Annotated in this window: 25 protein-coding genes, 1 tRNA gene and 1 pseudogene; 16 read left to right on the top strand and 11 right to left on the bottom strand. The window is 70.6% G+C overall.

Features of this window, described 5'->3' with window-relative positions:
- The first annotated feature begins 42 nt into the window (after positions 1-42).
- Positions 43-171: a hypothetical protein gene (locus tag ACFY0K_RS31590; RefSeq protein WP_256215910.1), complete on the top strand. Its 129-nt coding sequence runs from the start codon at positions 43-45 to the stop codon at positions 169-171.
- Between the two features lie 63 nt (positions 172-234).
- Here the strand turns inward: ACFY0K_RS31590 and ACFY0K_RS31585 are convergent, their stop codons facing one another.
- Positions 235-1,800, bottom strand: coding sequence for a helicase HerA-like domain-containing protein (locus ACFY0K_RS31585; protein ID WP_390642662.1), 1,566 nt, complete (start codon positions 1,798-1,800; stop codon positions 235-237).
- Positions 1,801-1,912: 112 nt separating this feature from the next.
- On the opposite strand from ACFY0K_RS31585, the gene ACFY0K_RS31580 reads away from it, so the two are divergent.
- Entirely contained in the window at positions 1,913-2,209 is a 297-nt protein-coding gene (locus tag ACFY0K_RS31580) for a type II toxin-antitoxin system VapB family antitoxin (RefSeq protein ID WP_003999914.1), read from the top strand.
- A gap of 111 nt (positions 2,210-2,320) precedes the next feature.
- Positions 2,321-2,977, top strand: coding sequence for a LytR C-terminal domain-containing protein (locus ACFY0K_RS31575; protein ID WP_390642661.1), 657 nt, complete (start codon positions 2,321-2,323; stop codon positions 2,975-2,977).
- A 187-nt stretch (positions 2,978-3,164) separates the two neighbouring features.
- Here ACFY0K_RS31575 and upp read toward each other — a convergent pair whose 3' ends face one another.
- Positions 3,165-3,800 (bottom strand): uracil phosphoribosyltransferase, encoded by a 636-nt coding sequence (gene upp / locus ACFY0K_RS31570; RefSeq protein WP_189262743.1) that lies wholly within the window; start codon positions 3,798-3,800, stop codon positions 3,165-3,167.
- 116 nt (positions 3,801-3,916) lie between these two features.
- Here upp and ACFY0K_RS31565 point away from each other — a divergent pair, with 116 nt between their 5' ends.
- The 4 genes from ACFY0K_RS31565 (at position 3,917) to ACFY0K_RS31550 (ending at position 5,654) form a co-directional block, all read left to right on the top strand.
- Positions 3,917-4,123 carry a hypothetical protein gene (locus ACFY0K_RS31565; protein WP_351960341.1) on the top strand — a complete coding sequence of 69 codons (207 nt, stop codon included), beginning with the start codon at positions 3,917-3,919 and terminating at the stop codon, positions 4,121-4,123.
- A gap of 365 nt (positions 4,124-4,488) precedes the next feature.
- Positions 4,489-5,016: a hypothetical protein gene (locus ACFY0K_RS31560; RefSeq protein ID WP_351960342.1), complete on the top strand. Its 528-nt coding sequence runs from the start codon at positions 4,489-4,491 to the stop codon at positions 5,014-5,016.
- Positions 5,017-5,072: 56 nt separating this feature from the next.
- A complete protein-coding gene (gene tadA, locus ACFY0K_RS31555) occupies positions 5,073-5,504 on the top strand; it encodes a tRNA adenosine(34) deaminase TadA (RefSeq protein ID WP_294006499.1) in 432 nt (143 codons plus the stop codon).
- Positions 5,505-5,569: 65 nt separating this feature from the next.
- Positions 5,570-5,654: transfer RNA gene (locus ACFY0K_RS31550), tRNA-Ser, on the top strand.
- Positions 5,655-5,734: 80 nt separating this feature from the next.
- On the opposite strand, the gene ACFY0K_RS31545 is transcribed toward ACFY0K_RS31550, so the two are convergent.
- The 6 genes from ACFY0K_RS31545 to ACFY0K_RS31520 all read right to left on the bottom strand — a co-directional run bounded on the left by ACFY0K_RS31545 (position 5,735) and on the right by ACFY0K_RS31520 (position 14,119).
- A complete protein-coding gene (locus ACFY0K_RS31545; protein WP_390642660.1) occupies positions 5,735-6,772 on the bottom strand; it encodes an aKG-HExxH-type peptide beta-hydroxylase in 1,038 nt (345 codons plus the stop codon).
- Positions 6,769-8,049 (bottom strand): FxsB family cyclophane-forming radical SAM/SPASM peptide maturase, encoded by a 1,281-nt coding sequence (locus ACFY0K_RS31540; RefSeq protein ID WP_390642659.1) that lies wholly within the window; start codon positions 8,047-8,049, stop codon positions 6,769-6,771. The genes ACFY0K_RS31545 and ACFY0K_RS31540 overlap by 4 nt, the downstream gene beginning before the upstream one ends.
- Positions 8,050-8,124: 75 nt before the next feature.
- Positions 8,125-12,117 carry an FxSxx-COOH system tetratricopeptide repeat protein gene (gene fxsT, locus ACFY0K_RS31535; protein WP_390642658.1) on the bottom strand — a complete coding sequence of 1,331 codons (3,993 nt, stop codon included), beginning with the start codon at positions 12,115-12,117 and terminating at the stop codon, positions 8,125-8,127.
- Positions 12,107-13,408: a TIR-like protein FxsC gene (locus ACFY0K_RS31530; protein ID WP_390642657.1), complete on the bottom strand. Its 1,302-nt coding sequence runs from the start codon at positions 13,406-13,408 to the stop codon at positions 12,107-12,109. The genes fxsT and ACFY0K_RS31530 overlap by 11 nt, the downstream gene beginning before the upstream one ends.
- Positions 13,409-13,536: 128 nt before the next feature.
- The gene (gene fxsA / locus ACFY0K_RS31525; protein ID WP_390642656.1) at positions 13,537-13,713 is read right to left on the bottom strand and encodes an FxSxx-COOH cyclophane-containing RiPP peptide; all 177 of its coding nucleotides are present in this window, start codon (positions 13,711-13,713) and stop codon (positions 13,537-13,539) included.
- Positions 13,714-13,915: 202 nt separating this feature from the next.
- Positions 13,916-14,119, bottom strand: a complete 204-nt coding sequence (locus ACFY0K_RS31520; RefSeq protein WP_390642655.1) for a PLDc N-terminal domain-containing protein — start codon at positions 14,117-14,119, stop codon at positions 13,916-13,918.
- 240 nt (positions 14,120-14,359) lie between these two features.
- Between ACFY0K_RS31520 and ACFY0K_RS31515 the strand changes: the two genes are divergently transcribed.
- The 5 genes from ACFY0K_RS31515 (at position 14,360) to ACFY0K_RS31495 (ending at position 18,088) form a co-directional block, all read left to right on the top strand.
- Positions 14,360-14,536, top strand: a complete 177-nt coding sequence (locus ACFY0K_RS31515; RefSeq protein ID WP_351706364.1) for a hypothetical protein — start codon at positions 14,360-14,362, stop codon at positions 14,534-14,536.
- Between the two features lie 17 nt (positions 14,537-14,553).
- Entirely contained in the window at positions 14,554-14,847 is a 294-nt protein-coding gene (locus ACFY0K_RS31510) for a Dabb family protein (RefSeq protein WP_390642654.1), read from the top strand.
- A 185-nt stretch (positions 14,848-15,032) separates the two neighbouring features.
- Positions 15,033-15,917, top strand: a complete 885-nt coding sequence (locus ACFY0K_RS31505; RefSeq protein ID WP_352365916.1) for an RNA polymerase sigma factor SigF — start codon at positions 15,033-15,035, stop codon at positions 15,915-15,917.
- Positions 15,918-16,247: 330 nt separating this feature from the next.
- The gene (locus ACFY0K_RS31500) at positions 16,248-17,174 is read left to right on the top strand and encodes an RNA polymerase sigma factor SigF (RefSeq protein WP_351960345.1); all 927 of its coding nucleotides are present in this window, start codon (positions 16,248-16,250) and stop codon (positions 17,172-17,174) included.
- Between the two features lie 191 nt (positions 17,175-17,365).
- Positions 17,366-18,088 (top strand): hypothetical protein, encoded by a 723-nt coding sequence (locus ACFY0K_RS31495; protein WP_390642653.1) that lies wholly within the window; start codon positions 17,366-17,368, stop codon positions 18,086-18,088.
- Between the two features lie 68 nt (positions 18,089-18,156).
- On the opposite strand, the gene ACFY0K_RS31490 is transcribed toward ACFY0K_RS31495, so the two are convergent.
- Positions 18,157-18,360, bottom strand: coding sequence for a hypothetical protein (locus tag ACFY0K_RS31490; protein ID WP_294006520.1), 204 nt, complete (start codon positions 18,358-18,360; stop codon positions 18,157-18,159).
- 205 nt (positions 18,361-18,565) lie between these two features.
- Between ACFY0K_RS31490 and ACFY0K_RS31485 the strand changes: the two genes are divergently transcribed.
- From ACFY0K_RS31485 to ACFY0K_RS31470, 4 genes are all read left to right on the top strand, one after another.
- The gene (locus ACFY0K_RS31485) at positions 18,566-19,162 is read left to right on the top strand and encodes a MarR family winged helix-turn-helix transcriptional regulator (protein ID WP_390642652.1); all 597 of its coding nucleotides are present in this window, start codon (positions 18,566-18,568) and stop codon (positions 19,160-19,162) included.
- 20 nt (positions 19,163-19,182) lie between these two features.
- Positions 19,183-21,759, top strand: coding sequence for an MFS transporter (locus ACFY0K_RS31480; protein WP_390642651.1), 2,577 nt, complete (start codon positions 19,183-19,185; stop codon positions 21,757-21,759).
- Positions 21,760-21,873: 114 nt separating this feature from the next.
- A complete protein-coding gene (locus tag ACFY0K_RS31475) occupies positions 21,874-22,695 on the top strand; it encodes a YceI family protein (RefSeq protein WP_390642650.1) in 822 nt (273 codons plus the stop codon).
- Between the two features lie 54 nt (positions 22,696-22,749).
- On the top strand, positions 22,750-23,223 hold the full coding sequence (locus ACFY0K_RS31470; RefSeq protein WP_390642649.1) for a PPOX class F420-dependent oxidoreductase: 474 nt from the start codon (positions 22,750-22,752) through the stop codon (positions 23,221-23,223).
- 179 nt (positions 23,224-23,402) lie between these two features.
- On the opposite strand, the gene ACFY0K_RS31465 is transcribed toward ACFY0K_RS31470, so the two are convergent.
- Both ACFY0K_RS31465 and ACFY0K_RS31460 read right to left on the bottom strand, forming a co-directional pair.
- The gene (locus ACFY0K_RS31465) at positions 23,403-24,140 is read right to left on the bottom strand and encodes a TetR/AcrR family transcriptional regulator (protein ID WP_390642648.1); all 738 of its coding nucleotides are present in this window, start codon (positions 24,138-24,140) and stop codon (positions 23,403-23,405) included.
- A gap of 184 nt (positions 24,141-24,324) precedes the next feature.
- Positions 24,325-24,822, bottom strand: a pseudogene (locus ACFY0K_RS31460) (MFS transporter); the annotation flags it as partial.
- Positions 24,823-24,890 lie beyond the last annotated feature (68 nt).

Here is a 24,890-nt window from a genome sequence, read left to right as displayed (position 1 = left end):
CAGGTCAGTCAGCTCAGTCAGCTCTACGCAAGGAACACAGTCATGTCCTCAGACCCGTACGCGGTCCTGCGCGCCCTGCTGCGCGCGGAAGCCGTGCGCAGCACACCGAAACCGGAGACGAAGACGGCGGAACCGCCGCAGCCGCGGCCGCAGGCGCAGAAACGCGGTTGACCCCGCGGAGCTGAGCCGGAACCGAGCCGTGGCCGAGCCGGGTGTCCTGTGCGGGCGCCCGGCTCACCGGCGCCGGCGGGCCGTGCCGAACAGCGACCGGGTGATCTCACGGCCGAGTTGCGTGCCCACCGACCGGGCGAGGGACCTGAACATCCCGCTGCCGACCACCTGCTCGACCAGCGAGGGCTCTTCTCTGCGTACCGCTTCTCCGCGCGCTGCGGGGGCCTGCGGCTCGGCCGGCGTCCGCTGCAGCTTCTCGTACGCCGACTCCCGGTCCACAGCCTGTGCATAACGCCCGTGCAGCGCGGACCCGCGCACCGCGGCGTCCAGCTCCGCCGCGTCGACCGGCCCCATCAGCGACTCGGGGGCCCGCAGCCGGGTCGCCGCGACCGGCGTCGGGGCGCCCGTCTCGCCGAGCACGGTCACCACGGCCTCGCCGGTACCGAGCCCCGTGAGCAGCTCCTCGAGGTCGTACGACGACTTCGGGAAGGTCTGCACGGTGGCCCGCAACGCCTTCTGGTCCTCGGGGGTGAAGGCTCTGAGCGCGTGCTGGACGCGGTTGCCGAGCTGGCCGAGGACGTCGGACGGTACGTCCTTCGGGGTCTGCGTCACGAAGAAGACGCCGACTCCTTTCGAGCGAATCAGGCGCACGGTCTGCGTGATCGAGTCCAGGAACGCCTTCGAGGCCTCGTCGAACAGCAGGTGCGCCTCGTCGAAGAAGAAGACCAGCCTGGGCCGGTCGGCGTCGCCGATCTCGGGGAGGTCGTGGAAGAGGTCGGCGAGCAGCCACATCAGGAAGGTGGAGAAGAGGAGGGGCTTGTCCTGGACGGCGGGGAGTTCGAGGACCGAGACGATGCCGCGGCCGTCCGGTGCCGTGCGCAGGAGGTCGGCGGTGTCGAACTCCGGCTCGCCGAAGAAGTCCGCCATGCCCTGGGCCTCGAAGGCGGTGAGCGAGCGCAGGATCACCCCGGCCGTGGCCGTCGAAAGGCCTCCGATGTCCTTCAGCTCCGCCTTGCCCTCGGGCGAGGTGAGGAAGGCGACCACCGCCCTGAGGTCCTTGAGGTCGATCAGCTCCAGGCCCTTGGTGTCGGCGTAGTGGAAGATCAGGCCGAGGGACTGCTCCTGGGTGCGGTTGAGCTGGAGCACCTTGGCGAGCAGCAGCGGGCCGAAGCTGGTGATCGTGGCGCGGACGGGGACGCCGTGGCCCAGGCCGCCGAGGGCGAGGAACTCCGCGGGGAAGCCGGTCGCCGTCCACTGCTGGCCGACCTCGGCCGCCCGGCCCTCGACCCCTGCGTCCGGCTGCCCGGGGCCGGCGATGCCGGACAGGTCGCCCTTCACGTCCGCCAGGAACACCGGGACGCCGTGCGCCGAGAGCTGCTCGGCGATCAGCTGGAGCGTCTTGGTCTTGCCGGTGCCGGTGGCGCCGGCGACCAGGCCGTGGCGGTTGAGCATGGGGAGGGGGATGCGGACCTGCGCGCCGGGAAAGCAGCGGCCGTCCCGGAGAACCGCGCCGAGTTCCAGTGCCTGACCGGCGAAGGCGTACCCGGCGGCGATCCCGGCGACCACGGGATCGGCGGCGCCCGCGGGGATCTTGACGCCCGCTTCCTCGGCGTCACCGGAACTCGTCATCGGACCCCCTGTTCCCGTTTAGCCCGCTTGATGACCTTTACGGCGTCTTTTCCAGCGTCGCACTCGGTCGCCATGGCTGCGCCCGGAACGTCTGGACCGGTAGGCTTTCCGTGTGATCTTCAAGCGCATCGGAAACGGCCGGCCGTACCCCGACCACGGCCGGGAGAGCACCCGGCAGTGGGCGGACGTCGCACCGCGCCCGGTCCGCCTCGATCAGCTCGTGACGACCAAGGGGCAGCTCGACCTGGAGACCCTCCTCGCCGAGGATTCGACGTTCTACGGCGACCTCTTCGCGCACGTCGTGAAGTGGCAGGGCGACCTGTACCTGGAGGACGGGCTGCACCGCGCGGTCCGCGCCGCCCTCCAGCAGCGTCAGGTGCTGCACGCGCGCGTGCTGGAACTCGACTGACACCCGTAGGCCATCGGGCATTTGCCGCCGGTTGACCCTTTCGGGTTAGACCGTCCGCCGTCGGATGATCATCTATTAGTCAACGCACCCGTGGCGCACTACGCTGCGCTCATGAGCATGCTGACTCCCCCCGGCATGGGTGGCCAGTACCGGATCACAGGGGACAAATACCCACGCATGCGCCCGCGCCGACGGCGCGCCCGGCTGGTCCTCTCCGTGGTCGCCTCCGTCACCGCGCTCGGCCTGGCCGGCTGGGGCACCCTGCAGCTCATCGACGTCTTCACGGGCGGCGGCGGAACGGCCTCTGCGGCCGGCTCGGCGGGAGACTGCGTCAAGCAGGCCGCGGCCAGCGCGAGCCCCGCGGCCGGTGCGACGGCCGTGGTGTTCCCCAAGCCGGCGCAGATCACGGTGAACGTCTACAACGCCACGACCCGTACCGGCCTGGCCAAGGACACCGCGGACGAACTGAAGAAGCGCGGCTTCAAGATCGGCGACGTCGGCAACGCGCCGGCGAAGTTCGACCAGAAGGTCAAGGGCACGGCGATACTGCTCGGTCCGGCCACCGCCCTGAAGACCTCGCTCCCGGTCCTCGCCACCCAGGTGACGGCGGCCGAACAGCGCACGGAAGCGGGCCGCAAGGGCACCGCCGTCGACCTGATCATCGGCAACGCCTTCAAGTCCCTGACCCCCCAGGCAACGGCAGCAAAGGCCATCACAGCCCTCTCCGCCCCCAAGTCGACGGCCGCAACCACGAAGAAGACCTGCTGACAGCAGGACACCACCGGGACTGCAGCGCCCCGTAGGGGGCGCTGGGGGTGCCCCCGGCCGAAGGCTGGGGGAGGAACCGCGCGACCAGCCACAACGGACCCGCAGCCGCCGACGCACCCGCACCCCTACGGCGCCGACGTCGACGCACCCGCCCCCGCACTCCTACGGCGCCGAAGCGGACGGGCCGTTACTCGGCCGCGCCGTAGAGCCGGTCGCCCGCGTCGCCCAGGCCCGGCACGATGTAGCCGTGCTCGTTGAGGTGGTCGTCGACCGCCGCCGTCACGACCGTGACCGGCGTCCCCGCCAGCTCGCGCTCCATGAGCTCGACGCCCTCGGGCGCCGCCAGCAGGACGACCGCCGTCACGTCGTCCGCGCCACGCCTGATGAGCTCGCGGATCGCCGCGACCAGCGTGCCGCCCGTGGCCAGCATCGGGTCCAGGACGTACACCTGGCGCCCGGAGAGGTCCTCCGGCATCCGTGAGGCGTACGTGGACGCCTGCAGCGTCTCCTCGTTGCGGATCATGCCAAGGAAGCCCACCTCGGCGGTCGGCAGCAGCCGCACCATGCCGTCCAGCATGCCGAGCCCGGCCCGCAGGATCGGCACCACCAGCGGCCGCGGCCGGGCGAGCTTGACGCCGGTCGTGGCGGCCACCGGGGTCTGGATGTCGACCGCCTCGGTCCGCACGTCCCGCGTCGCCTCGTAGGCGAGCAGGGTGACCAGTTCGTCGGCGAGCCGCCGGAACGTCGCGGAGTCGGTGCGCTGGTCGCGCAGCGTGGTGAGCTTGTGGGCGACCAGGGGGTGGTCGACGACGTGGAGACGCATGTCCACAACAGTAACCGCGCCCTCTCCCGCCTCGCGCACGTCCGTGCGGTCCCACGCTGGCATCAAACCCCCCATCCGGGGGAAAGTGGAGGTGTCGGACTGGGGGTGATGTGACCGTGCCCGAACTTCCCGGGCCGCCCGAGCGGCCGGACCGCGCGTACGGCGCGCCCGAGGGTGAGACGGAGGCCGAGCGGCGGCGCCGCCGGGCCCGGTTCCTGCGCGACCTCGCCGAGGCGCGGGCGTTGCGCGACCGGGTCCAGCCTCGCCGCGCCAAGGTGGCCCGGCTGCGGCAGGCGATGCGCATGCGGACGTTCCGCTGGTAGGAATCGCCGAGAGACGGCAAGACTCGGCAACGGTCGTACAGCCGATCCTTCGGCAAAGATCCACTCCTTGTGGCGCGTTGCGGTCCGTCACGGGGGAAGGCCGTGCGTGGGCCGCGGGAAAACCCGCGTACGATCCGCAGGTGGCGGCAACGAGTGCGCTGGTGACTGCGTTGACGGGCGCATGGATGGCTCTTTGCATACGTGCGATCAAAACTGCCAGACACAGGGAGCCGAAGACGTCCCCTGAACGCCTTGTTTCTGCCACGATTCCGAGTGGGCGGGGCTCGGAGCACAGCTCTCCCCGCCCAGAACCTCCGCCGGGGGGACCCCCAACCGGCACGCCTAAGACCAGTGGGAGAGTCACGGTGTACTTCGCCGCACTGCTCGCGCGCACCGAAGACGGGTGGGAAGCGAGCGACACAGAGCTCGACGATGTGGAGACCCTGTCGGACCTGGCCGACCTGGCCCGGGAATCGGCGCCGGACGCCGACGACACGGTGCTCGTCTTCATCGAGCAGGAAGACGCTTGGTTCGGCGTCGTGCGCGTCGACGGCGAGGAGGACCCCCGGGTCTTCGTCTCCAGCGCAGCCGCCGCCGCCCGCAGCTCGTACGGCGAGCTGCTGCTCACCGACGAACTGCTCGGAAGGGAGCCCAAGGACGAAGCAGACGACCTGGACGCCCTCGACCTCGACGGCACCGAGGACGGTGAGCCGGACGCCGAGGAGGACGACGACGCGGACGGTTCCGCCGTGCCGGCCGGCCCGGTCGGCGACGCCGCGATCCTCGACGACCTGGGCGTGAGCGCGAAGGAGTTGCTGGCGCTCAGCGACGACGCGCTCAGCGAGATCGCCGAGGCCCTGGGCGCCTCCGACGTCCTGGAGACCGTCCGCTGACGCTCCCCGAGGCATCCGGGTCCCCCGACCCGGTACGCGACCGCTGGCGGGCCGTGATGCGGCTCGCCCTGGACGAGGCCGGCCGGGCCGTCCGGGGCGGGGACGTCCCCGTCGGCGCCGTCGTGCTGTCCCCGGACGGTACGACGGTCCTCGCGGCCGGGCACAACGAACGCGAGGCCACCGGCGACCCCACCGCGCACGCCGAGGTCCTCGCCCTGCGCCGGGCCGCCGCGGCGCTCGGGGAGTGGCGCCTCACCGGCTGCACCCTGGTCGTCACGCTGGAGCCCTGCACGATGTGCGCCGGCGCCCTGGTCCAGTCCCGGGTGGACCGGGTCGTCTACGGCGCCCGCGACGAGAAGGCCGGCGCCGCGGGCTCCCTCTGGGACGTCGTCCGCGACCGGCGCCTGAACCACCGTCCCGAGGTCGTCGAGGGCGTCCTGGCGGACGAATCCGCCCGCCTCCTCACGGACTTCTTCCGCACCCGCTGAGGGCCTTGCCTGGCCCCCGAATACCGATTTCAGAGCACGGCCCCCCGTGCTGTAAGGTCTCCCTCGGTAGCGTGTCCGAGCGGCCGAAGGAGCTCGCCTCGAAAGCGAGTGTGGCGCAAGTCACCGAGGGTTCAAATCCCTCCGCTACCGCTGGTGAACGAAGGGGCGGTCCAGTGGGCCGCCCCTTCGTGGTCTTCCGTCGCAGGGTACGGATCTTCCCTATCGGAGACTCACCCGGTGTGCTCCAGCAGCGCCTCTCGGATCCCGCCCACGAACATCGCCCCCGCGGGCAGCAGTTCCCCGCTGTCCAGCAAGGCGCGGGTGGCGGTCAGTGAGTGACGGCCCCAGGTCTCGTACTCGTGCCGCGCCCGCTCGCCCCCCGTGCCCGCATCGGCTTCCGTCCGCCAGAAGTCCGTGACACCGAGGTGGGCGTAAGTGCCCTGCAGCAGGGCGCCCGCGGGGCGCGGGTCCGCCCGCCAGGGGGCGTGGTAGACGGCGCCGGAGGGCGGGCCGTGCAGGGGCACCAGGTCCATCAGAGCCCCGAGCTGGACATGCAGGAACTCGTGAACCAGCGTCAGGGCCAGCAGCACCGGGTCGGGCGGCCGGGAGGCCGCGACCGCACCGAAGGCCCGGCGGGCGGCGGAGCTCACGGCGGTGCCGCCCGGGGCCGGTCGCAGGGGCACCAGGGCGGTCAGGCAGGCAGCCACGGCATCGGCGTGCCAGGGGTGCCGTCGGACCAGCACCTCCCATGCGCCCTGCAGCGTCGTCGCCCAGCGCTGCACCTCGTCGTCCGCCAGCGGCTCCGCGCACAACCGGCCGTGGACCTCCCTGAACGGCCCTCTGTCGGCCAGCCGTACTTCCCAGACCCGGCCGTCGCACTCGGCGTGCAGCAGCGGCGCAGCGCCCCAGGTACCGCCCGGCGCCTCGGCATCGTGGACCAGACGGTGGAACCACTCCGTGTCGGTGACCTCACCCGCCTTCATCGCCGCGATCGTCCGTGCCGCCCCCTCGTCGAGGTAGGGATGGAGCATGACGGCTCGCCAGCGTCGTGGATCCTGCCGGTTCATCCGCACCAGACGCCGATAGGGCGCCTCGATGCCGTGCCCGTGTTCCGCGGCCACCTGGTGCAATGCGGCGACCAGCAGCATCCGCTTGCTGAGCTGCCCCGCCTGCAGCAGCTTCACCGCCGCCGCCCCGCCGCGCGCCCGGGCGACCGCGTGAAAGGTAGGTGGGTCGACGACGTGCCGCTTGAGCAGCCGGCCGCTCACCGCGAGCCTCCGCCCGTACGGCGGCCCAGCACGAGGGCCATGTCACGGGTCACACGTTCGCGGATGTGGTCGACGACGACGGCGAGATCCCTGCAGTAGACCGACGGGGAGGCGAAGGGGGTGGGGCGTGCGGTGGGGCTGTACCGGTGGGCGTAGAGACCGCCGCCACAGACCTGGACGCGCGCGCACCCGGCGCACACCGGTCCGAGACCGGCGAGCCCTCGCTGCCGGACCCGGAACGCCTCATGCGCGGCGGCTTCGGCGAACGTGTTGCCGAACACGTCCAGCCCGGTCGTGGGGGCACCCGGGTACGAGACCTTCAAGGAGTCCGCCTGCTCGATGGATCCGTCCGTCTCGACCACGACGAGATCGACCGGTGCCAGACCCACCGTCTCACTGCGAGTGCTTCCGCCGAGCAGAACCGTCATGATCTCGTCGAAGAACCGGATGCCGGTCTCGCGCAGCGGAGCGTCGTACCAGCGGTCGAAGACGGCACACAGCCAGTCGGCGTACGGCGTGGGCTCGTCCGGCCGGGGTCCGGGGGACGACGTCGGCGGGACCGTGCGGCGGGTGAGGCCCGGCGGCGGATTCAGCCAGGTCCCGTGTGGCAGCAGCAGGTCCATCCGGGGCGGTGCGAACTCCAGCAGAGCCTCGTACGTCTCCACCGGATCGGCGGCCAGGTCGACCACGCACAGCAGTCCCGCGTACAGCGCGCGGTTGGCCGTCCGGCCCAGCGTCCGCAGCGCGCGGGCCGTCGCCTCGTGGCTTCCCCGCCCGTTGCGGCGGGGTCGATGCCGGTCGTGCACGGCAGGGGTGCCGTCGAGGCTGACGCCGACCTGGACTCCGTACCGGTGCAGCACGGGGAGCAGCGCCCGGTCCTCGGCGAGCCTCACTCCGTTGGTCTGCACCGTCAGCCCCACCTCGGTGATCCCGTGCAGACCGTCGACGAGCAGCCGCAGCATCTCGTCCAGCCGCTCGGCCCCGACCAGCAGCGGCTCGCCGCCGTGCAGCACGACACTCACCCGGTCCAGCCGGTGCTCCCGCGCGTGGTCCGCGATGAGGGCGGAGGTCCTGCGGACCGTTTCCGCGGTCATGATCCGGGGCCGGTCGCGCCAGCTCTGGTCAGCGGCCTCGTAGACGTAGCAGTAGTCGCAGGCCAGGTCGCAGCGGCTGTGGATCTTGAGCAGGAACTGGCGGAACGGCAACTCCGGTGCACCGGAAGCGGTGAGAGGCGAGCGCGTCTGCGGGACGGTGTGATGCGGGGTGGTGGGGCGCATGAATCCCGATCGCTCTGTGCGGGAGGCAGGGGCCCGCATATTACAGCCCGTCAGTAGCCCGTACGGGCGCCTTTCTCAGGTGGTGGGAGGCTCGATGTCCGCGTCCAGGCGGGCGCCCGACATGACGGCCCGGGTGGTGGGATGCTCCTCGCCGAGAGTCAGCCGCGCCCGTCTCAGGGCTTCCGTCCGGTACTCCTCGGCCTCTGCAGTGCGCCCGAGCGCGCGCAGGCTGAGGGACAGATTGGCCGTGACAGCCATGGTGTCGTAGTGATCGGGGCCGAGGTGCTGGAGGAGCCTTTGCCGAGCCTGTTCCTCCAGTTCCGCGGCACCGGCCACCTCACCGGCGGCCACCAGATCGTTCGCGTGGTTGATCAGGCACGCCAGGGTGTACGGGTGTTCGGCACCGAGCACGTCGTACAGCTGTTCCAGCGTCCGCTGCGACATGTCCCGGGCCGCCTCCAGGCGTCCCGCCAGCCGCAGATGGACGGACAGGTTGTTGGCGCAGGCGAGCGTGACGGGATGGGCATCGCCCAGGTAGTCCACGTAGCGGCGCTGCACGCGTTCCGCGAGTTCCAAGGCCTGTTCGGCGTTTCCGAGCGCGGCGAGGTCTCCGGCCAGGTTCGAGGCGACGGCGAGGGTGTCGGGGTGCTCGGCGCCGAACAGCTCGATGTACCGGCTGTGGACCTCGTGGTCGATCTCGTGGGCTTCGGTGTAACGACCGGCGCGACGCAGGGCGACCGCGAGATTCCGCCGCGCGTCCAACGTGCTCATGTGACCGTCCCCCAGGGTCTGCCGGTACAGCTGGACCGTCTGCTGGAGCAGCACGAGAGCCTGGCTGAGGTGACCGGTCTCTCGCAGGTCCCGGGCGTAGTTGGCCGCGCTGCTGAGGTTGTAGACGTCGTCCGCCCCCCGTGTCTCACGCCCCTGGTCGTAGATTCTCCGGTGGCGTGCGAGGGCCTGTCTGCGGTCACCTGCCAGATATTCGGAAACGGCGAGGTTGTTGTCGTACATCAGGGTGCGGGGATGGTCTTCGCCGAGACTCTGCTGTGCGGCCGCGAGCGTTGCCGCATCGAGGGCACGGGCTTCCCGGTAGCGACCGAGGGCCCGCAGATCGGAGCCGACGTTCGTCGCGGCGGCGAGCGTGTGGGGGTCGTTCTCCCCCCTGGTGGCACGGAACCGCTCGTGCGTGTCCTGGTCCATGTCGAAGGCCGCGCGCAGCTGGCCCTGGAAGCGCAGCGCGTTGCCCAGCTGGATCCGGAGCAGAAGCGTGTGGGTGTCGCTCGGATCCTCGAACGGCTCCCTGCTCCATCGCTCCAGGGTGCGCTCGGCCAGTGTGCGAGCCGCGCTCAGGAGCCCGCGTTTCCAGAGGTAACGGACCGAATCGATGATCCACTTTCGCACTTCGGGATCGGTGTTGCCTGCTGCTCTGGACGGCCACAAGTGGGGAAGAAGCTCCTCGTACCCGTCCCAGTTCCGGGGGGAATCCGGGTCGCCGGGGCTGGCCTCGGCGAGCGCGGTGTGGACGACACGGCGCCACTGCTGCCAGCGTTCGCCGACGACATGGTCACGGATGACCGCCTGGACCAGCCGGTGCACCGTGAGGGTGGCGCTGCCCTGATCGCTCTTCGCCAGTCCGAACCTGTTGATCAGGCGCAGGATCTGGGCGGTGGCCAGTTCGTCCCGGGGTTCACCGGGAGCGATGGTGAGCGCCTGGGTGACCGACCGGCTGTAGAGGAGGCGCATGGGGATCGGGTCCGGGCCGAAGAAGGAGCAGATCTCCAGCATCTCCGCCGCCGCAGGGTTCTTGCGGCGCAGCTCACCGACCGCGAGCCGCCACGTCGCGACCGCGGAGTGGTCGTAGTCCTGCCTGGGGAGCTGGGTGCTGCCGAGCACCTCGGTCAGCCGGTCCCGGAGAAGGCCCAGGTAGCGGGCGACCGGCATGTTGCTCTCGTGCAGATAGATCGCGGCCTGGGCGACGGCCAGGGGGAGGTCGCCCAGCTCGTCGGCGACCTGGCCGATGTCCTCCTCGGACAACGCCGGATTGAATCGGTGCATCAGTTCGACGCTCTCGTCGCGGGTGAACACGTCCACCTCGACCAGGCCGGCGCTCGTCGCCCAGGCCCGGTCGCGAGAGGTGATCAGCACATGACCGTTGGGCGGCCCGGCAGGGATCAGGCCGGCCAGCTCCTCGGGGCCTCCCGCGTTGTCGTAGACCAGCAGCCAGCGGGCGAACGGCTCGCCGCGGCGCAGGGCTCGGAGCACCGAGGTGACCGTCGTGTTCAGGTCCTCGCTCTCCTCCAGGCCCAGATACGGCGCGAGGTCGGCAAGGGCCGGAGGAATGAGTTCCGGCTGCGCCGCCGCGACCCACCACACGACGTCGTAGGCGCCCTTGAAGCGGTGGACGTACTCCAGGGCGATCTGGGTCTTCCCCATGCCGCCCAGCCCGTACAGCACCTGGCTGGAAACGGCACCGGTCGGTCCGGCGGTGAACTGGTTGCGCAGTCTCTCCAGGAGTTCGGCGCGGCCGGTGAACGCCAGGTTCCTGGACGGCGCCCGCTGCACCGCCGGCATGCTTCCCGGAAAGTCCGGACGTCGGCCTCCGGCTGCCCGGAGGGCGGCCTCGCCGTCCTGGCCGTGGGACGGCACAAGCACCGCGGCCAGCAGTTGCGCTCTGGCCTCCGCGGCGTTGGAACAACGACTGAGGTCGGTGGCGAGGTTGTGCCACAGGGGGGTGGACGCGGTGGTCTCCAGTTCCTGGACGCACACGGCCACCATGCGGGGGACCCTGGTCTCCTCGCAGTCGCCGAGCCGCAGCCGGAGGTCCGCGGCACGCCGATGCGCGGTGTACGCAGGAGACAGCAGCGCGAGCAACCTCCCCTGGCCCTGCAGGGCGCCGAGCAGCTCGGGCGGTCCATCGGCTTCGGTGACCGCCGTGATGCTGTGCAGGGAGACGCGGTAGCCGACCCCCTCCAAGGTGCCCGCCGCCCATTCGGCCCACATCCGGTCGCCGGGCGCGTAACTGATGAAGATCCGCGCGGGCACGGTGCGCGGAGTGCGCAGGTAGGAGGTGTTCAGGCGACGGCGCTCGTCGGGGGGCAGGGGAACCAGGGCACGTACCCGGCCCTCGGTGATCCAGTCGGTGAGCCGTTCGAATGCGGAGAGCAGAGATCCTTCCTGCAGCGGCCGCTCGGCGACCGTGGCAGGTATCTCCTCATACGCGTAGAAGGGTTTGTAGGGGATCTCCACCTCGCCCCAGTAGCGCTCGCGCTGTGCTTCGCTGAGCCAGTGCAGGAAAGGGGCGAAGGCCTCACGTGCGAAGTCCCGGCCGGCTTCCAGACGCTCCTTCTCGGCGTCCTCCACTCTCATCGGGACGGGCAGGATACGGATGTCACGCTGCGACGAACGGCCCACCGACAGGGCGACGTCGACACCGCCACGGATGCTCTGCACACTTGAGGTGAAGCAGCCGACCAGGATGTCCGGCATCAGGATGGTGCAGATGCCGGACGTGTCGCTGACGCCCGTCCGGCTGTCGATGAGCACGTAGTCATAGGTGGAGACCATCTCTTCACGCAGCGCGTGCAAGAACGTTCCTCCGCCCAACTGTTCATAGAATCGATGCCAGTTGAACCTGGTGACGGCCGTGGAATAGGAGGCCGACTGGCGTCCGGCGGGAACGAAGTCGAGCCGACCGGACAGGTTCAGTTCGAGGCCGGTCGTGTAGGGACGGAGCCGGGTGAGCGAACGCAGTCGTCGCTCACTGACAGCGGCGGGCACGGTGGGCGGAGCCTCGGCCCGGCTCGGGCTCAGTACCTCGTTCACATAGGCCTGGACCATGTTCATCAGGCCTTCGGTCGAGCGCAGTTCCGCATCGACGAGCACGGGGTGGAAGTAGCGGTGCAGTCCTGGAGCCTCCAGGTCCCAGTCGACTATCAGCACCCGGAGACCGTTGCTGGCCAGGATCCAGCCGACATTGGCAACGGCCATGGTCCGTCCGGTGCCGCCCTTGTAGGAGTAGAAGGTCACGATCTTCCCGTTGCCCGGGACTTCAGTACTCTCAGTACTCATCGTCCCCATTCCCCTCCCACGGTCGGCGCACCGGCGTGTCCGCCGTCTCGGGGCCGGCGGCCGTTGCCTGCGGTGCAGGCACGGTCAGCTCGGGCAGCCGCGAGGCGGCCGGCCCCTCGGGCAGCCATCTGGGCACGGCGCTCTCCGTCAAGCGACTCTGGGCGACGGCGACCATCACTGCCAGATGGTCGTCGAAGTTCTCCTTGCCGACCCGCACCCGGAAGAGCGGGTCGTACGGATCGTTCCGCCGCATCCAGTTCCGCCGGAACACCTGCCGCAGGCGTGCCCAGAGCCCTTCGTCGGCAGACTCCTCGTCGCTGTCGTGGCAGGGGACCAGCACCCCGGTGACGGGATGGTTCTGACGGTCGAAGTCGACGAGTGCCGCGCGATAGGGCTCGACTGCCGCAGCCCAGGCGTCGACCAGGAGGATGCTCGTCTGGCTGTCGGTCAGCGCCGCTTCGAGCTTGCGGCCGAGTTCGTCGTCGATCGCCTCAAGACTGCTTGTGCACCCCTCGTCGATGATCACTCGTTGAGCGCGGTGGGCCAGCGTGGGACGAACCGGCGGGTGGTAGGGCGTCCACTCAAGAGGTGTGCGCCCGTAGTACTCGATGCCGCGCCGGCCCTCCGGCAGCCGTTCCGCGGTACCCGCGGCCACGAAGATCCTCACGTGCCCCAGATCGCGCTCCGTGGGCTGCTGCCACTGCGGGGCAGGGAAGCAGCCCTGCACCGTGCCGAGGTCGAGTTCTTCGGTGTGCGGCAGCCTGAAGCGCTCCGCGACGTGCCTGACCCGATCGGCTATGACCGAGACGGCCTTGCGGTAGCTGTGACCAGCGGGATCGGTACGCAAGAGTGCCTGGAGGCCGTACTCGGCGTACTCCGATCCCATCCTCGGCTCGGAATACTGCAGCCGTGCGACCTCGTCGGGCAGCGGACCGCGCAGCGGCGCCCACATGACCGGCACCAGTGCGGGCACATCGATGTCGGTCTCCTGCCGGTACTGCGTGAGGCGGTCCCGGAACGCCGTCCACTCCTTGCCGCAGTAGAGACTGCGCATGTAAGAGGACGAGTACAGGGCGACAAAGGCCCGACAGCGCCCCACCGCCCTGCCGAGCACCCGCTCCCAGTCCGAACCGAGTCCGAGCCGCTCCACGTCCCGGAAGGCGGGTTGCATACCGGAACCCGCACCCAGACGCTCCAGTTCGTCCACCAGATCCCGGTAGAAGCGCCCGACGAAGGCATCGCTGTCATCCCGCCTGGCGTAACTGAGGAAAAAGTACGGCTCCTCGTCCAAGTCGCCCCCCGGTACCCGTCCACAGAACCTGGCACCGTGTCACCCACCTGCCAGGGCGCGCGCACAGACGTTCATACCCGACGGCGGAAGGGCTCAGACATCCCAGCCGAGACGGAGCCGACGGCGCGTCACAGCGCCGACTGGAATCCGGCCATCGGCTCGTTCGTGGGGTGCAGCACCTCGTCGATCACCCTGCGCAGGGCAGCGGTGAAGGCGGTGTCGGGCATGTCATCCAGATCGCCCATCGACACGCCGGTCAGATCCACCAGGCCCGAGCTGTACTCGGAGCCGAACGTCCGTTCCACCGCACCCCTCACACGCGCGTGCGCACACGTGCATTCGGAGACCGGCATGCACGCCCACTTCTGCCAAGGCGGGAGCCTACTCGCTCCACACCCCGCCAGGCGCACGCGATGCCCCGCACCCGACGGGCCGTGACGCCGCACCCCCAGAACAACACGAGTGACGCGCAAGCCACCGAGGGCTCGGGTCCGTCCGTCACCGACTTCACACGAACGGCTCAGGGCGCTTGCCCGCGTAGTTCCAGACCATGGCCCCGAAGACCGGGGCGTGCAGCAGGAACAGCAGCCAGAGCCACTTCGGGACGTACCTGACGCGCTCCGCCGGCGTGCGGACGCAGTCGAGCAGTGCCGCCACGACAAGCACGACCAGCAGGGTGACGAGCCCGAAGGCCATCGTCGTCATCAGCATCCGCGCTCTCCCTCTCGACTCCGGTTGACCCGGGTTCGCCTCCGTTGCCTCGGCCCTTCATCGGATCGGCCCCCGCGATCGGTTCACGCGACCGGTTCACGTTTCGGGGACCGGGAGATTCGGAGATTCGGAGAAAAAAATCCGGCACGCATCGCGCCATCGGTCATACAAAACGATCGGAGGGTTACACTCGCGCCCGGCAACCGGGGGAACCCGGGGGAGTGACAGGGGAGAGGCCAGGTGGCGGTGAACGCCAAGAAGATCGCCGTCTACGTACTCGTGATCTTCGCGCTCTACGTGATCATCACGGACCCACCCAAGGCGGCGGACTGGGTCCAGATAGTCTTTCAGGGCATATCGGACGCCGCGAAGGCCGTCGGTGACTTCTTCACCTGGCTGGCCGACGGGGCGAAGTAGACGCACCGGGAGTACCCATGATCCGCCACCTGGTCCTCTTCAAGCTCAACGAGGGCGTCGGGCGCGACGATCCGCGGGCCGTCGCGGGCGCCCAGGCCTTCTCCGACCTCGGCGGCCAGATCGAGGAGCTGCGCTTCTGGGAGTGCGGCTGGAACATCACCGACCGCCCCATCGCCCACGACTTCGCGATCAACTCGGCGGTCGAGGACCAGGACGCGCTCAAGCGGTACCTGGAGCACCCGGCCCACCAGGCGGCCGCGGCGCAGTGGCGGGAGTTCGCCACCTGGGTGATCGCCGACTACGAGTTCTGAGCCGTACGGCCGCCTGAGCATCCCGAGCCCCCTGCCCGCCGGGCAGGGGGCTTTTACTGCAGCTGGTGCCTCAACTTGCCCGTATTAATACCCAACACGACGTTACCAGGTGCTTGCACACAGTGCACATGTCTTGTGATGCTATGACCGCTTTTGACGGATGATTGACCGATGAAGAGGTGGCGTTGACCGTGTCGGCCAGTTCTGCGCCGCCCCAGGAAGAGGCGCCCGCCCCAGCCCAGACCCCCACCGCTCCCGCCCAAGCCGCCGCGCCCGCCCAAGCCGACGCCCCCGCCCCGGAGAAGCGACGGGGCGCCGACACCCGGGCGCTGACCCAGGTGCTCTTCGGACAGCTCAAGGAGCTCAAGCCGGGCACGCCGGAGCACAACCGCGTGCGCGCGGCGCTCATCGAGGCGAACCTCCCGCTCGTGCGCTACGCGGCCGCCCGCTTCCGCTCCCGCAACGAGCCGATGGAGGACGTCGTCCAGGTCGGCACCATCGGGCTCATCAACGCCATCGACCGCTTCGACCCCGACCGGGGCGTGCAGTTTCCGACCTTCGCGATGCCGACCGTCGTCGGGGAGATCAAGCGCTACTTCCGGGACAACGTCCGGACCGTGCACGTACCGCGCCGGCTGCACGAGCTGTGGGTCCAGGTCAACAGCGCGACCGAGGACCTGACCACCGCCTTCGGCCGCTCCCCCTCCACCGCCGAGATCGCCGAGCGGCTGCGGATCAGCGAGGAGGAGGTGCTCTCCTGCATCGAGGCCGGCCGGTCGTACCACGCGACCTCCCTGGAGGCCGCGCAGGAGGGCGACGGGCTGCCGGGCCTCCTGGACCGCATCGGCTACGAGGACCCGGCCCTGGATGGCGTGGAACACCGGGACCTCGTCCGCCACCTGCTCGTCCAGCTCCCCGAGCGGGAGCAGCGGATCCTCCTGCTGCGCTACTACAGCAACCTCACCCAGTCGCAGATCAGCGCGGAGCTCGGCGTCTCCCAGATGCACGTCTCCCGCCTCCTGGCCCGCAGCTTCCAGCGCCTGCGCTCGGCCAACCGCATCGAGGCATAGGGCCTCGCCCCAGGGACCCGTTACCGGTCCGAGACCCGTCCCCGGCGACTTGGTGAGACCGTAACCGCAAACAGGATCGAGCCATCACCGTCGCGAGCGAATCGCTCACCAGCGCACTTCCCGACAGTTGAGGGTCGAAAAAGCGTCAGACCCCCTTCTTCCAGGGCGGATTCGCATCTCGCATGTCGACATGTCACTACAGCGTGTTGCCGACATGTGACATTCTGCCGGAAGCGCGTTTGCAGGGGCTCCGGCTCCGGTATTCAGGTGAAGGCATCGTTCCTAGCAGGGAACGCCGCCGCGACCGTCCCGCGACCCAAAGGGGGTGGCATGTCCGCAGACCAGGGCAGCTCGAAGGTGCTCACGCCCACGAACAGCGAGGCAGCGCCCAAGGAGCTCGACGCCATCGACGTGCTCGACAGCATCGATGGCGCCCTCGAAGGCGCCCCGGCGCTGGAGGCCCCTCCGACCCCGGAAGTCCCGGTGGTCTCGGAGAACCTCGACACCCGCACCCTGTCCCGCTCCCTGTTCCTGCGCCTTGCCGCACTCGAAGAGGACAGCCCCGAGCGTGCTTACGTCCGGGACACCCTGATCGAACTCAACCTCCCCCTCGTGCGCTACGCGGCGGCCCGCTTCCGCAGCCGCAACGAGCCGATGGAGGACATCGTCCAGGTCGGCACCATCGGCCTGATCAAGGCGATCGACCGCTTCGACTGCGAACGGGGCGTGGAGTTCCCGACGTTCGCGATGCCGACGGTCGTGGGCGAGATCAAGCGCTTCTTCCGTGACACCTCCTGGTCGGTGCGCGTGCCGCGCCGCCTCCAGGAGCTGCGCCTGGCCCTCACCAAGGCCAGCGACGAGCTCTCCCAGAAGCTGGACCGCTCGCCGACGGTGACGGAGCTGGCGGCCGTCCTCGGCGTCTCCGAGGAGGACGTGGTCGACGGCCTCGCCGTCGGCAACGCGTACACCGCCTCCTCCCTCGACTCCCCGGCCCCCGAGGACGACGGCGGCGAGGGCTCCCTGGCCGACCGCCTCGGCTACGAGGACACGGCTCTGGAGGGCGTCGAGTACCGCGAGTCGCTCAAGCCGCTCCTCGCCAAGCTCCCGCCGCGCGAGCGCCGGATCATCATGCTCCGCTTCTTCGCGAACATGACCCAGTCCCAGATCGGCGAGGAGGTCGGCATCTCCCAGATGCACGTCTCCCGCCTGCTGACCCGCACCCTGGCCCAGCTCCGCGAGGGCCTGATCTCGGACTGAAGTCGCGCCTACGGGTTCCTTACTGACGGAGTGTCAGCCACACTGGCGCGATGCCTCTCCGCAGGACAGAGATCCGTAGGACGCACATCCGCAGGAAGCAATTCCGCAGCACGCCGAGCGGCGAGACACCGAGCCGCAGGACGCCGAGTGGCCGTGGGGCCGATGCTCCCGCGGCGCCGGTGGCCGGTCCGGTGCGGCCACGCAGGGCGCCCGGCGGCCGGTGGGGCACCGGCACGGCGGCCTCGGCGGTCGCCGCCTGTCTGGCCTCGGCGCTCGCGGCGTGCGCGGGCGGCGGTCACGGCGGCTACACGGCGGTGGGTGCCGCGGGCGGCGCACCGGGCACGTCGGCACGGCCGACGGGATCGGTGACGCTGGTCCCCCTGGACGGGGCGAAGGGGGCGGACGGCCCGACGGCCCGGGCGGATGAGCGCGAGCCGGCCCCGACCGCCGCCACGGCCGGCGAAGCCGCCACAGCCGCCTCGCCGTCCGTCATGACGGCTTCCCCCGGTTCCGCTTCCCGCCGCGACGGCACCCAGCCACGCCGAAGCGAGCCGCCGGCGTCCAACTCACCACGGCCCGGCACCTCTTCGGCCACGTCGTCACCCTCGCCCGCCGCCCTCACCTGGAGCACCCCCACCCGCGAGGCCACCGACCAGCGCTGGTGCGAGAAGGTGACCATCACCTTCGCCAACTCCGGCGGCACGGCGGTGCGTTCGGGCACGGTCACGCTCGGCACGCACATCATCGACCTGCTGGGCATCGACTGGTCGACGGTCACGTCGACGGAGCCCGTGCCGGCCCCGGTCGCGCCCGGCACCCGCAAGGCGAAGACCTGGACGGTCTGCGTGGACGACTGGCGGGTGCCGCTCGGCATGCACGTCGAGACACGGGTGGTGACCGTCGACTGGAGCTGAGCACGACGAAGGCCCGGGGCACGCGACCCCGGGTTCCTTTCGCCGTACCGGCCGCCGTGGCGGCCGTCCTACATGAACGCGAGCCAGGCCACCGCCGCCACCACGACCACCGCGGCGACGACGCCGAGGATCAGGCCGAGGCGGGGGCCGGAGGAGGAGTAGGTGGTCGCCGTCTGCTGAGGAGTCTGCGGGGCCTCGTCGACGAACGCGCGGAACATCTGGGTGCTGCCGGCGGGGTCGTAGTTGCCCTGGGGGCCCTGGGTGTTAGCCATGGCCCGAGACACTAGCGAATCCGGGGGGCCGGCCCAAGTGGGGGGCCTCCGTTGCACCCGACCCACCCCACCTGCACGTTTACGTTCGCAATACTTGCCTTTGCCAAGTTTTTATGCCCACTCCCGCCGATATATTTGCCTGTGGCAACCAAGCAGTTCTATGGTTGCCCCAAGCAACGAATACGGTCGTGAGGAGGTGTGCGGGATGGCGAAGCAGGCGCAGTTCGAGGAGCTGGCGCGTCAGCTCAGCGCCGTCGGAGCCGTGAAGCGGGACCTGGGCCGCATTCTGCCGCCCGAGTGCCCGACCGGCTCGGCGGCGGTACTGACGCTGCTCGGCCGTCACGGCTCCATGCGCATGAGCAAGCTCGCCGAGCTGCTCGCCGTGGACATGTCCGTGACCAGCCGGCACGTGGCGCACGTCGCCGAGCGCGGCTGGATCGAGCGCTCTTCCGATCCGGCGGACAAGCGCTCCCGCATCCTGCACCTCACGCCCGCGGGCGAGGCGACCCTCGAGGAACTGTCCCGGCGCAGCACCGAACTGCTCGCCGAGCGGCTGGGCGACTGGAGCGACGAGGAGGTCGACCAGCTGATCCGGCTGATGACCCGGCTCCGGGACAGCTTCGGCGACTGCCGGGCCACGGCCCCGCATCTGCGGCCCACCGCCGTCGGCACGGTACCCGCGCCGGGCGCCCCGAAAGCCACGGCCGAGGCCATGGACAAGGTCACGGTCACCTCCGCCGCCCGCGCCCCCACGCCCGTACTCGAACCGACGCCCACGACGACCACCCGTACACCCGCATAAGACGTCAGAAAAGGAAGCCCATGGCAACGACCACACCAGCCGGTGTGCGGGCTCACGCCAAGCACGGGGGAGGCAGCGCCGCCGGCTCCGCCGAGCAGGCCCCGATGTCCCACCGGCAGATCATGGAAGCCCTCACCGGGCTGCTGCTCGGCATGTTCGTGGCGATCCTGTCGTCGACGATCGTCACCAACGCCCTGCCGCACATCATCGGCGACCTCGGCGGCGGCCAGTCCGCCTACACCTGGGTCGTGACCGCCTCGCTGCTGGCCATGACGGCCACCACCCCGCTGTGGGGCAAGCTCTCCGACCTGTACAGCAAGAAGGCGCTCGTCCAGATAGCCCTCGTCATATACGTCGCGGGCTCCATGGTCGCCGGTCTCTCGCAGAACCCCGAGATGCTGATCGCCTGCCGTGTCGTCCAGGGCGTCGGGGTCGGCGGTCTGTCGGCGCTGGCCCAGATCGTCATGGCCGCGATGATCTCGCCGCGCGAGCGCGGCCGCTACTCCGGCTACCTGGGCGCGACCTTCGCCGTCGCCACCGTCGGCGGCCCGCTGCTCGGCGGTGTCATCACCGACACCTCGTGGCTGGGCTGGCGCTGGTGCTTCTACGTCGGCGTCCCCTTCGCCGTCATCGCGCTGATCGTGCTGCAGAAGACCCTGCACCTGCCGGTCGTGAAGCGGGACGTCAAGGTCGACTGGGCCGGCGCGTTCTTCGTCGCCGCCGCCGTCTCGCTGCTGCTGCTCTGGGTCACCTTCGCCGGTGACAAGTACGACTGGATCTCCTGGCAGACGTACGCGATGGTCGGCGGCTCGATCGTCCTCGGTCTGATCTTCGTCCTGGTCGAGTCGAAGGCCACGGAGCCGATCATCCCGCTGCGGCTGTTCCGCAACCGGACCATCACCCTGGCCTCGCTGGCCTCCCTGTTCGTCGGTGTCGCGATGTTCACCGGCACCGTGTTCTTCAGCCAGTACTTCCAGCTGGCCCGCGACAAGTCCCCGACGATGTCCGGTGTGATGACGATCCCGATGATCGGCGGTCTGTTCATCTCCTCCACCGTCTCGGGCCAGTTCATCACCCGCACAGGACGCTGGAAGGCCTGGCTGGTCAGCGGTGGCGTGCTGGTGACGGCGGGCCTCGGCCTGCTCGGCACCATCCGCTACGACACGGCGTACTGGAAGATGTCGATCTTCATGGCGCTGATGGGTCTCGGCATCGGCATGATGATGCAGAACCTGGTGCTCTGCACGCAGAACCAGGTCGCCCCGTCGGACCTCGGGTCGGCCAGCTCCACCGTCACCTTCTTCCGGTCCCTGGGCGGCGCGGTCGGCGTCTCGGCGCTGGGCGCGGTGATGGCCAACCGGATCACGCACTACGTCACGGACGGTATCGCCTCCCTCTCCCCCAAGTACCAGGCCGCCCTGGCCGGTTCCAGCTCGTCCACCGACAGCATCCCGGACCTGGGCAAGTACCCGAAGCCGCTGCGCACCCTCGTCGAAAGCGCGTACGGCCACGCCATCGCCGACGTCTTCATGATCGCCGGTGGCCTCGCGGCCCTCGCGTTCCTGATCAGCCTGTTCATCAAGGAGGTTCCGTTGCGGACCAAGGGCGCGCTGGCGCAGGCCGCCGAGGCCGAGAGCACCGAGACCGCGGAGAGCCCGGAGACCGTGAGCGCCGCCGTCGCCGCGCCGGTCGCGGCTCCCGTCGAGGAGCGGCAGGTCCCGAGCTGGGCCGCCCCGGTCGTGAGCAGCACCACGGAGGCCGCGGCCCAGCCGGAGACCGCCGGGCTGTTCACCGCCGTGGCCACCATCGCCGGTCCCGAGCAGTCGGCGGGCTCCGGTGCCACCCCGGTGCACGGCTTCGTGCGCGGTGCCGAGAGCGCCCCGGTCGCGCAGGCCGCGGTCACCCTGATCTCGCTGTCCGGCCGCCAGCTGGGCCGTGCGGTCGCGGGCTTCGACGGTTCCTACCGGCTGGACGCGCCCGGTGCGGGCTCGTACGTGCTGATCGCCTCCGCCGACGGCTACCAGCCGCAGGCCGCCACGGTCGTGGTGGGCGAGGAGCCGGTGCCCTACGACATCCTGCTGAGCGGCACCAGCGGGCTGACCGGCGTCGTCCGCGGGGCCGGCAGTGCGCTCCCGGTCAAGGACGCGATGGTCATCGTCACCGACGTGCGCGGCGACCTGCTGGCCACCGCGGCCACCGGTGACCAGGGCGACTTCCGGTTCGGCGAGCTGGTGCCGGGTGTGGTCACGGTCGCGGTGAACGCGGCCGGGTACCGGCCCCGCGCCCTGCCGGTCGAGATCGGCACCGCCGGGGTCACCCGGATCGAGGTCGACCTGGACGCCGGCGCCCAGCTGCAGGGTGTCGTCCGGGCCCCGCACGGCCCGCTGGCCGACGCCCGCGTGACCCTCGTGGACGCGGCGGGCAACGTGGTCGGCACGTCCACCACCGGCCTGGACGGCGCGTACGCCTTCGCCGACCTGGACGGCGGCGACTACACCGTGATCGCGACGGGCTACCCGCCGGTCGCCACCGCCCTGAACGTCACGGGCGCAGGTGTCGAGGGCCACGACATCGAACTCTCCCACCCGGGCGAGTAGTTCGAACTCCGGCCCGTGGCGGGCGCGCCCACAAGGAGGCGCCCGCCGCGGGCCGGTCTCATACGACCAATGTGTGATTGCCTGAGTGTTTCAGTGTCTGCAGGGAGAAACGGGATGGGACTGACCGCGAGGATCCGCACCCGGGACGGATGGGCCGTGTCGCACGCGGTCGTCACGGTGACCGACATGACCGGCAGCCAGGTGCTGCGTGCCGAGGCCGACGACGAGGGCACGGTGCGCGATCCGAATCCGCTCGCGCCGGGGGCGTACACCGTCATCGTCACGGCCCTGGGCTACGCGCCCGCCGCCTCCAGCGCCATCGTCACCGCGAGCGGCCGCGCCGAGATCGGCACGGTGACGCTGGCGCGGCAGGGCGGCACCGAGCTGCCCCCGCCGGGCCCCTGGACGGTGGACCCGGCGCACTCCACGGTGGGCGCGGTCGCCCAGCACCTGGGCATCTCCAGCGTCCGCGGCCGGTTCACGGACTTCAGCGCGGGCATCGAGATCGCCCCCGACGACATCGCCAAGTCCCGAGTCCAGGCGGTCATCCGGGCCGCCTCCATCGACACCGGCAACGGCATGCGCGACACCCACCTGCGCTCCGCCGACTTCCTCGACGTCGAACGCCACCCCGAGATCACCTACACCTCGACGGGACTGACGGCGGCCGGTTCCGACCGCTGGACGGTGCACGGCGAGCTCTCGCTGCACGGTGTCGTACGGCCGGTCGACCTCGCCCTCGCCTACCTCGGCACCGGCGCCGACCCGTGGGGCGGCACCCGCGCCGCGTTCCGCGCGACGACCGAGCTGCACCGCGAGGACTTCGCCATGAACTACAACCAGGTGGTGCAGGCGGGCATCGCCGCCATCGGCACCACCCTCAAGATCGAGCTGGAGATCCAGGCGGTCCAGGGCGAGTCGCTGCCGCAGGCCTGAACATGAGCCCGTCAGGGACAGGCTGAGCGGGCCCGGCGCCCCTAGGCTGGCGCCATGGCACCGAACATCGCGACGAACACCACCGTCTCCCTCGACGAACTGCTGGACTTCGTACGGCCCCGCCACCGCGCGATCCTGCTCACCCGGCGCGCCGACGGCAGCCCGCAGGGGTCGCCGCTGACCTGCGGGGTCGACGACTCCGGGCGGATCGTCGTCTCCACCTACCCCGAGCGGGCCAAGACCCGGAACGCCAAGCGGGACGAGCGGGTGAGCCTGCTCGTCCTGAGCGACGACTGGAACGGGCCGTGGGTCCAGGTGGACGGCCGCGCCGAGGTGATCGACTCGCCCGAGTCGGTGGAGCCGCTGGTGGAGTACTACCGGAACATCGCCGGGGAGCACCCGGACTGGGACGAGTACCGGGCGGCGATGGTGAAGCAGGGGAAGTCGATCATCCGGGTGACGCCGGAGAAGTGGGGGCCGGTGGCCACCGGCGGGTTCCCGGCGCGACTGACTTCGCCGGACGCGTAGGCGCGGTGCGCGCCACTCGGGGCCGACGGCGTCCGCCGCGGTGTTCCCGGCAGCCGCTGCCGGGCTGCGGAGAGTCCGGCGTCCTGGCCCGCTGAGCAGGCCGTCGGTCGGCTGCGCCGCCGTCGTGGCCGGTCGCGCAGTTCCTCCCCCAGCCTTCGGCCGGGGTACCCCGGCGCCCCTTACGGGGCGCCCTTCGCCACCATCGCATCGATTCCCGCGATCAGCAGATCCAGCGCGAACGTGAAGTCCCGGTCCAGCATCTCGGCGACGGTGTCGCCGCCCCGTGCCGCCCTGAGGTCCCTGGACTCCTCGATGATCTGCGCGGTCGCCGGGGTCTCGGTCACCGCGTTCATCGCGGTGTCGAAGTACTCGTCCGGGGTCATGCCGGCCGCCGCCACGCGCTCGGCGAAGTGGCTCTCGATCGTGCCGTAGCCGTAGACGAACTGGAAGACGGCCGAGATCGCGCCGGTCACGCCGTGGGCGGGCAGGCCGGCGCGGCGGACCACCTGCTGGACCACCCGGGAGAAGGCGAGCGAGTGGGGGCCGATGTTGAGATAGCGGCCGGCCAGCGGGGAGAGCCAGGGGTGGCGGACCAGCAGGGCGCGGTACTCCGTGGCCAGCGCCCGCAGCTGCGCACGCCAGTCGCCGACGGCGGCGTCAGGCAGGGCCAGCTCGCCGAAGGCCGCGTCCAGAGCGAGTTCGAGCAGGTCGTCCTTGGTGTCGACGTACCAGTACACGGACATCGCGGTCACGTTGAGCTCGGCCGCCAGCCGCCGCATGGAGAACTTGTCGAGCCCGTCGGCATCGAGGAGCCGGACGGTGACGGAGGTGATCCTGGCCCGGTCGAGCCCGGACGGCTGACCACTGCGCCCGCCCTTGCCGCCCTTCTCCGCCAGCCACACACTGGCCCGCGCCATAGACACACCTTCCTCCACGACCACTTCCAAAGATGCTAGAACCCCAACGCCCCTGGAAGGGGCGCGGGGCTGTGCCCGACATGCGGCTCCGCCGCGCGGCCGCGACCAGCCACAATCCACCCGCACCCGCCGCCGGACAAGTACCCCCCTCCCCCTGGGCGACCTCCTTCTCCGCCTTCCTGAGAAGCCCCGCCGACAGCGACTTCCCCGGCGCCACCCAGGAACTGAGCACCGCGCCCAGCACCGCAACCCCCAGCCCGTTCCCGAACTCGGCCAGCGGGCCGTTGATCCCGGCGCCCACCCCGGCCTTCTCCGGAGGAATCGCGCTCATGACGGCGTGCGCCATCGCCGGGTTGGCGATCGCACACCCCGCCCCGATCAGCAGCAGCCCGAGCAGCGTGCCGCCGTACCCGCTCGCGTCCAGTACGGCGATGGACACCAGGCCCAGGGACATCAGCAGCCTGCCGAGCGCGATCGCGACCGGTGTCCCCAACCCGGTCGCCCACCTGGCCGACAGGCCGCTGAAGTTGAGGGCGACGACCGTCAGCGCGAGCGGCGCGGTGCGCAGAGCGGCCTCCAACGGGCCGTAGCCGAGGACGAGTTGCAGGTGCTGGGTGAGCAGGAACGGCGCGCCGCCCATGCCGAACGTGATGAGGACCGCGCCGGCGACGGCGCCCATGAAGCAGTTTCCGGGGCACGGCAAAGGGCGGTGACCGGGGAGGTCACCGCCCTCTGTGCCGCTCAGGGAGC

The sequence above is a fragment of the Streptomyces sp. NPDC001507 genome (assembly GCF_042894765.1).
Taxonomy (GTDB): Bacteria; Actinomycetota; Actinomycetes; order Streptomycetales; family Streptomycetaceae; genus Streptomyces.
The sequence above is the reverse complement of the archived record's forward strand: the minus strand, read 5'-3'. Positions and strand labels throughout refer to the sequence as shown.

Bases quoted from the DNA above. Each gene is read 5' to 3' on its own strand.
- ACFY0K_RS31590 (WP_256215910.1), top strand. From the start codon at position 43: ATGTCCTCAGACCCGTACGCGGTCCTGCGCGCCCTGCTGCGCGCGGAA.
- ACFY0K_RS31585 (WP_390642662.1), bottom strand. From the start codon at position 1,800: ATGACGAGTTCCGGTGACGCCGAGGAAGCGGGCGTCAAGATCCCCGCG.
- ACFY0K_RS31575 (WP_390642661.1), top strand. From the start codon at position 2,321: ATGAGCATGCTGACTCCCCCCGGCATGGGTGGCCAGTACCGGATCACA.
- upp (WP_189262743.1), bottom strand. From the start codon at position 3,800: ATGCGTCTCCACGTCGTCGACCACCCCCTGGTCGCCCACAAGCTCACC.
- tadA (WP_294006499.1), top strand. From the start codon at position 5,073: ATGCGGCTCGCCCTGGACGAGGCCGGCCGGGCCGTCCGGGGCGGGGAC.
- ACFY0K_RS31540 (WP_390642659.1), bottom strand. From the start codon at position 8,049: ATGCGCCCCACCACCCCGCATCACACCGTCCCGCAGACGCGCTCGCCT.
- fxsT (WP_390642658.1), bottom strand. From the start codon at position 12,117: ATGAGTACTGAGAGTACTGAAGTCCCGGGCAACGGGAAGATCGTGACC.
- ACFY0K_RS31520 (WP_390642655.1), bottom strand. From the start codon at position 14,119: ATGCTGATGACGACGATGGCCTTCGGGCTCGTCACCCTGCTGGTCGTG.
- ACFY0K_RS31510 (WP_390642654.1), top strand. From the start codon at position 14,554: ATGATCCGCCACCTGGTCCTCTTCAAGCTCAACGAGGGCGTCGGGCGC.
- ACFY0K_RS31500 (WP_351960345.1), top strand. From the start codon at position 16,248: ATGTCCGCAGACCAGGGCAGCTCGAAGGTGCTCACGCCCACGAACAGC.
- ACFY0K_RS31490 (WP_294006520.1), bottom strand. From the start codon at position 18,360: ATGGCTAACACCCAGGGCCCCCAGGGCAACTACGACCCCGCCGGCAGC.
- ACFY0K_RS31485 (WP_390642652.1), top strand. From the start codon at position 18,566: ATGGCGAAGCAGGCGCAGTTCGAGGAGCTGGCGCGTCAGCTCAGCGCC.
- ACFY0K_RS31480 (WP_390642651.1), top strand. From the start codon at position 19,183: ATGGCAACGACCACACCAGCCGGTGTGCGGGCTCACGCCAAGCACGGG.
- ACFY0K_RS31475 (WP_390642650.1), top strand. From the start codon at position 21,874: ATGGGACTGACCGCGAGGATCCGCACCCGGGACGGATGGGCCGTGTCG.
- ACFY0K_RS31470 (WP_390642649.1), top strand. From the start codon at position 22,750: ATGGCACCGAACATCGCGACGAACACCACCGTCTCCCTCGACGAACTG.
- ACFY0K_RS31465 (WP_390642648.1), bottom strand. From the start codon at position 24,140: ATGGCGCGGGCCAGTGTGTGGCTGGCGGAGAAGGGCGGCAAGGGCGGG.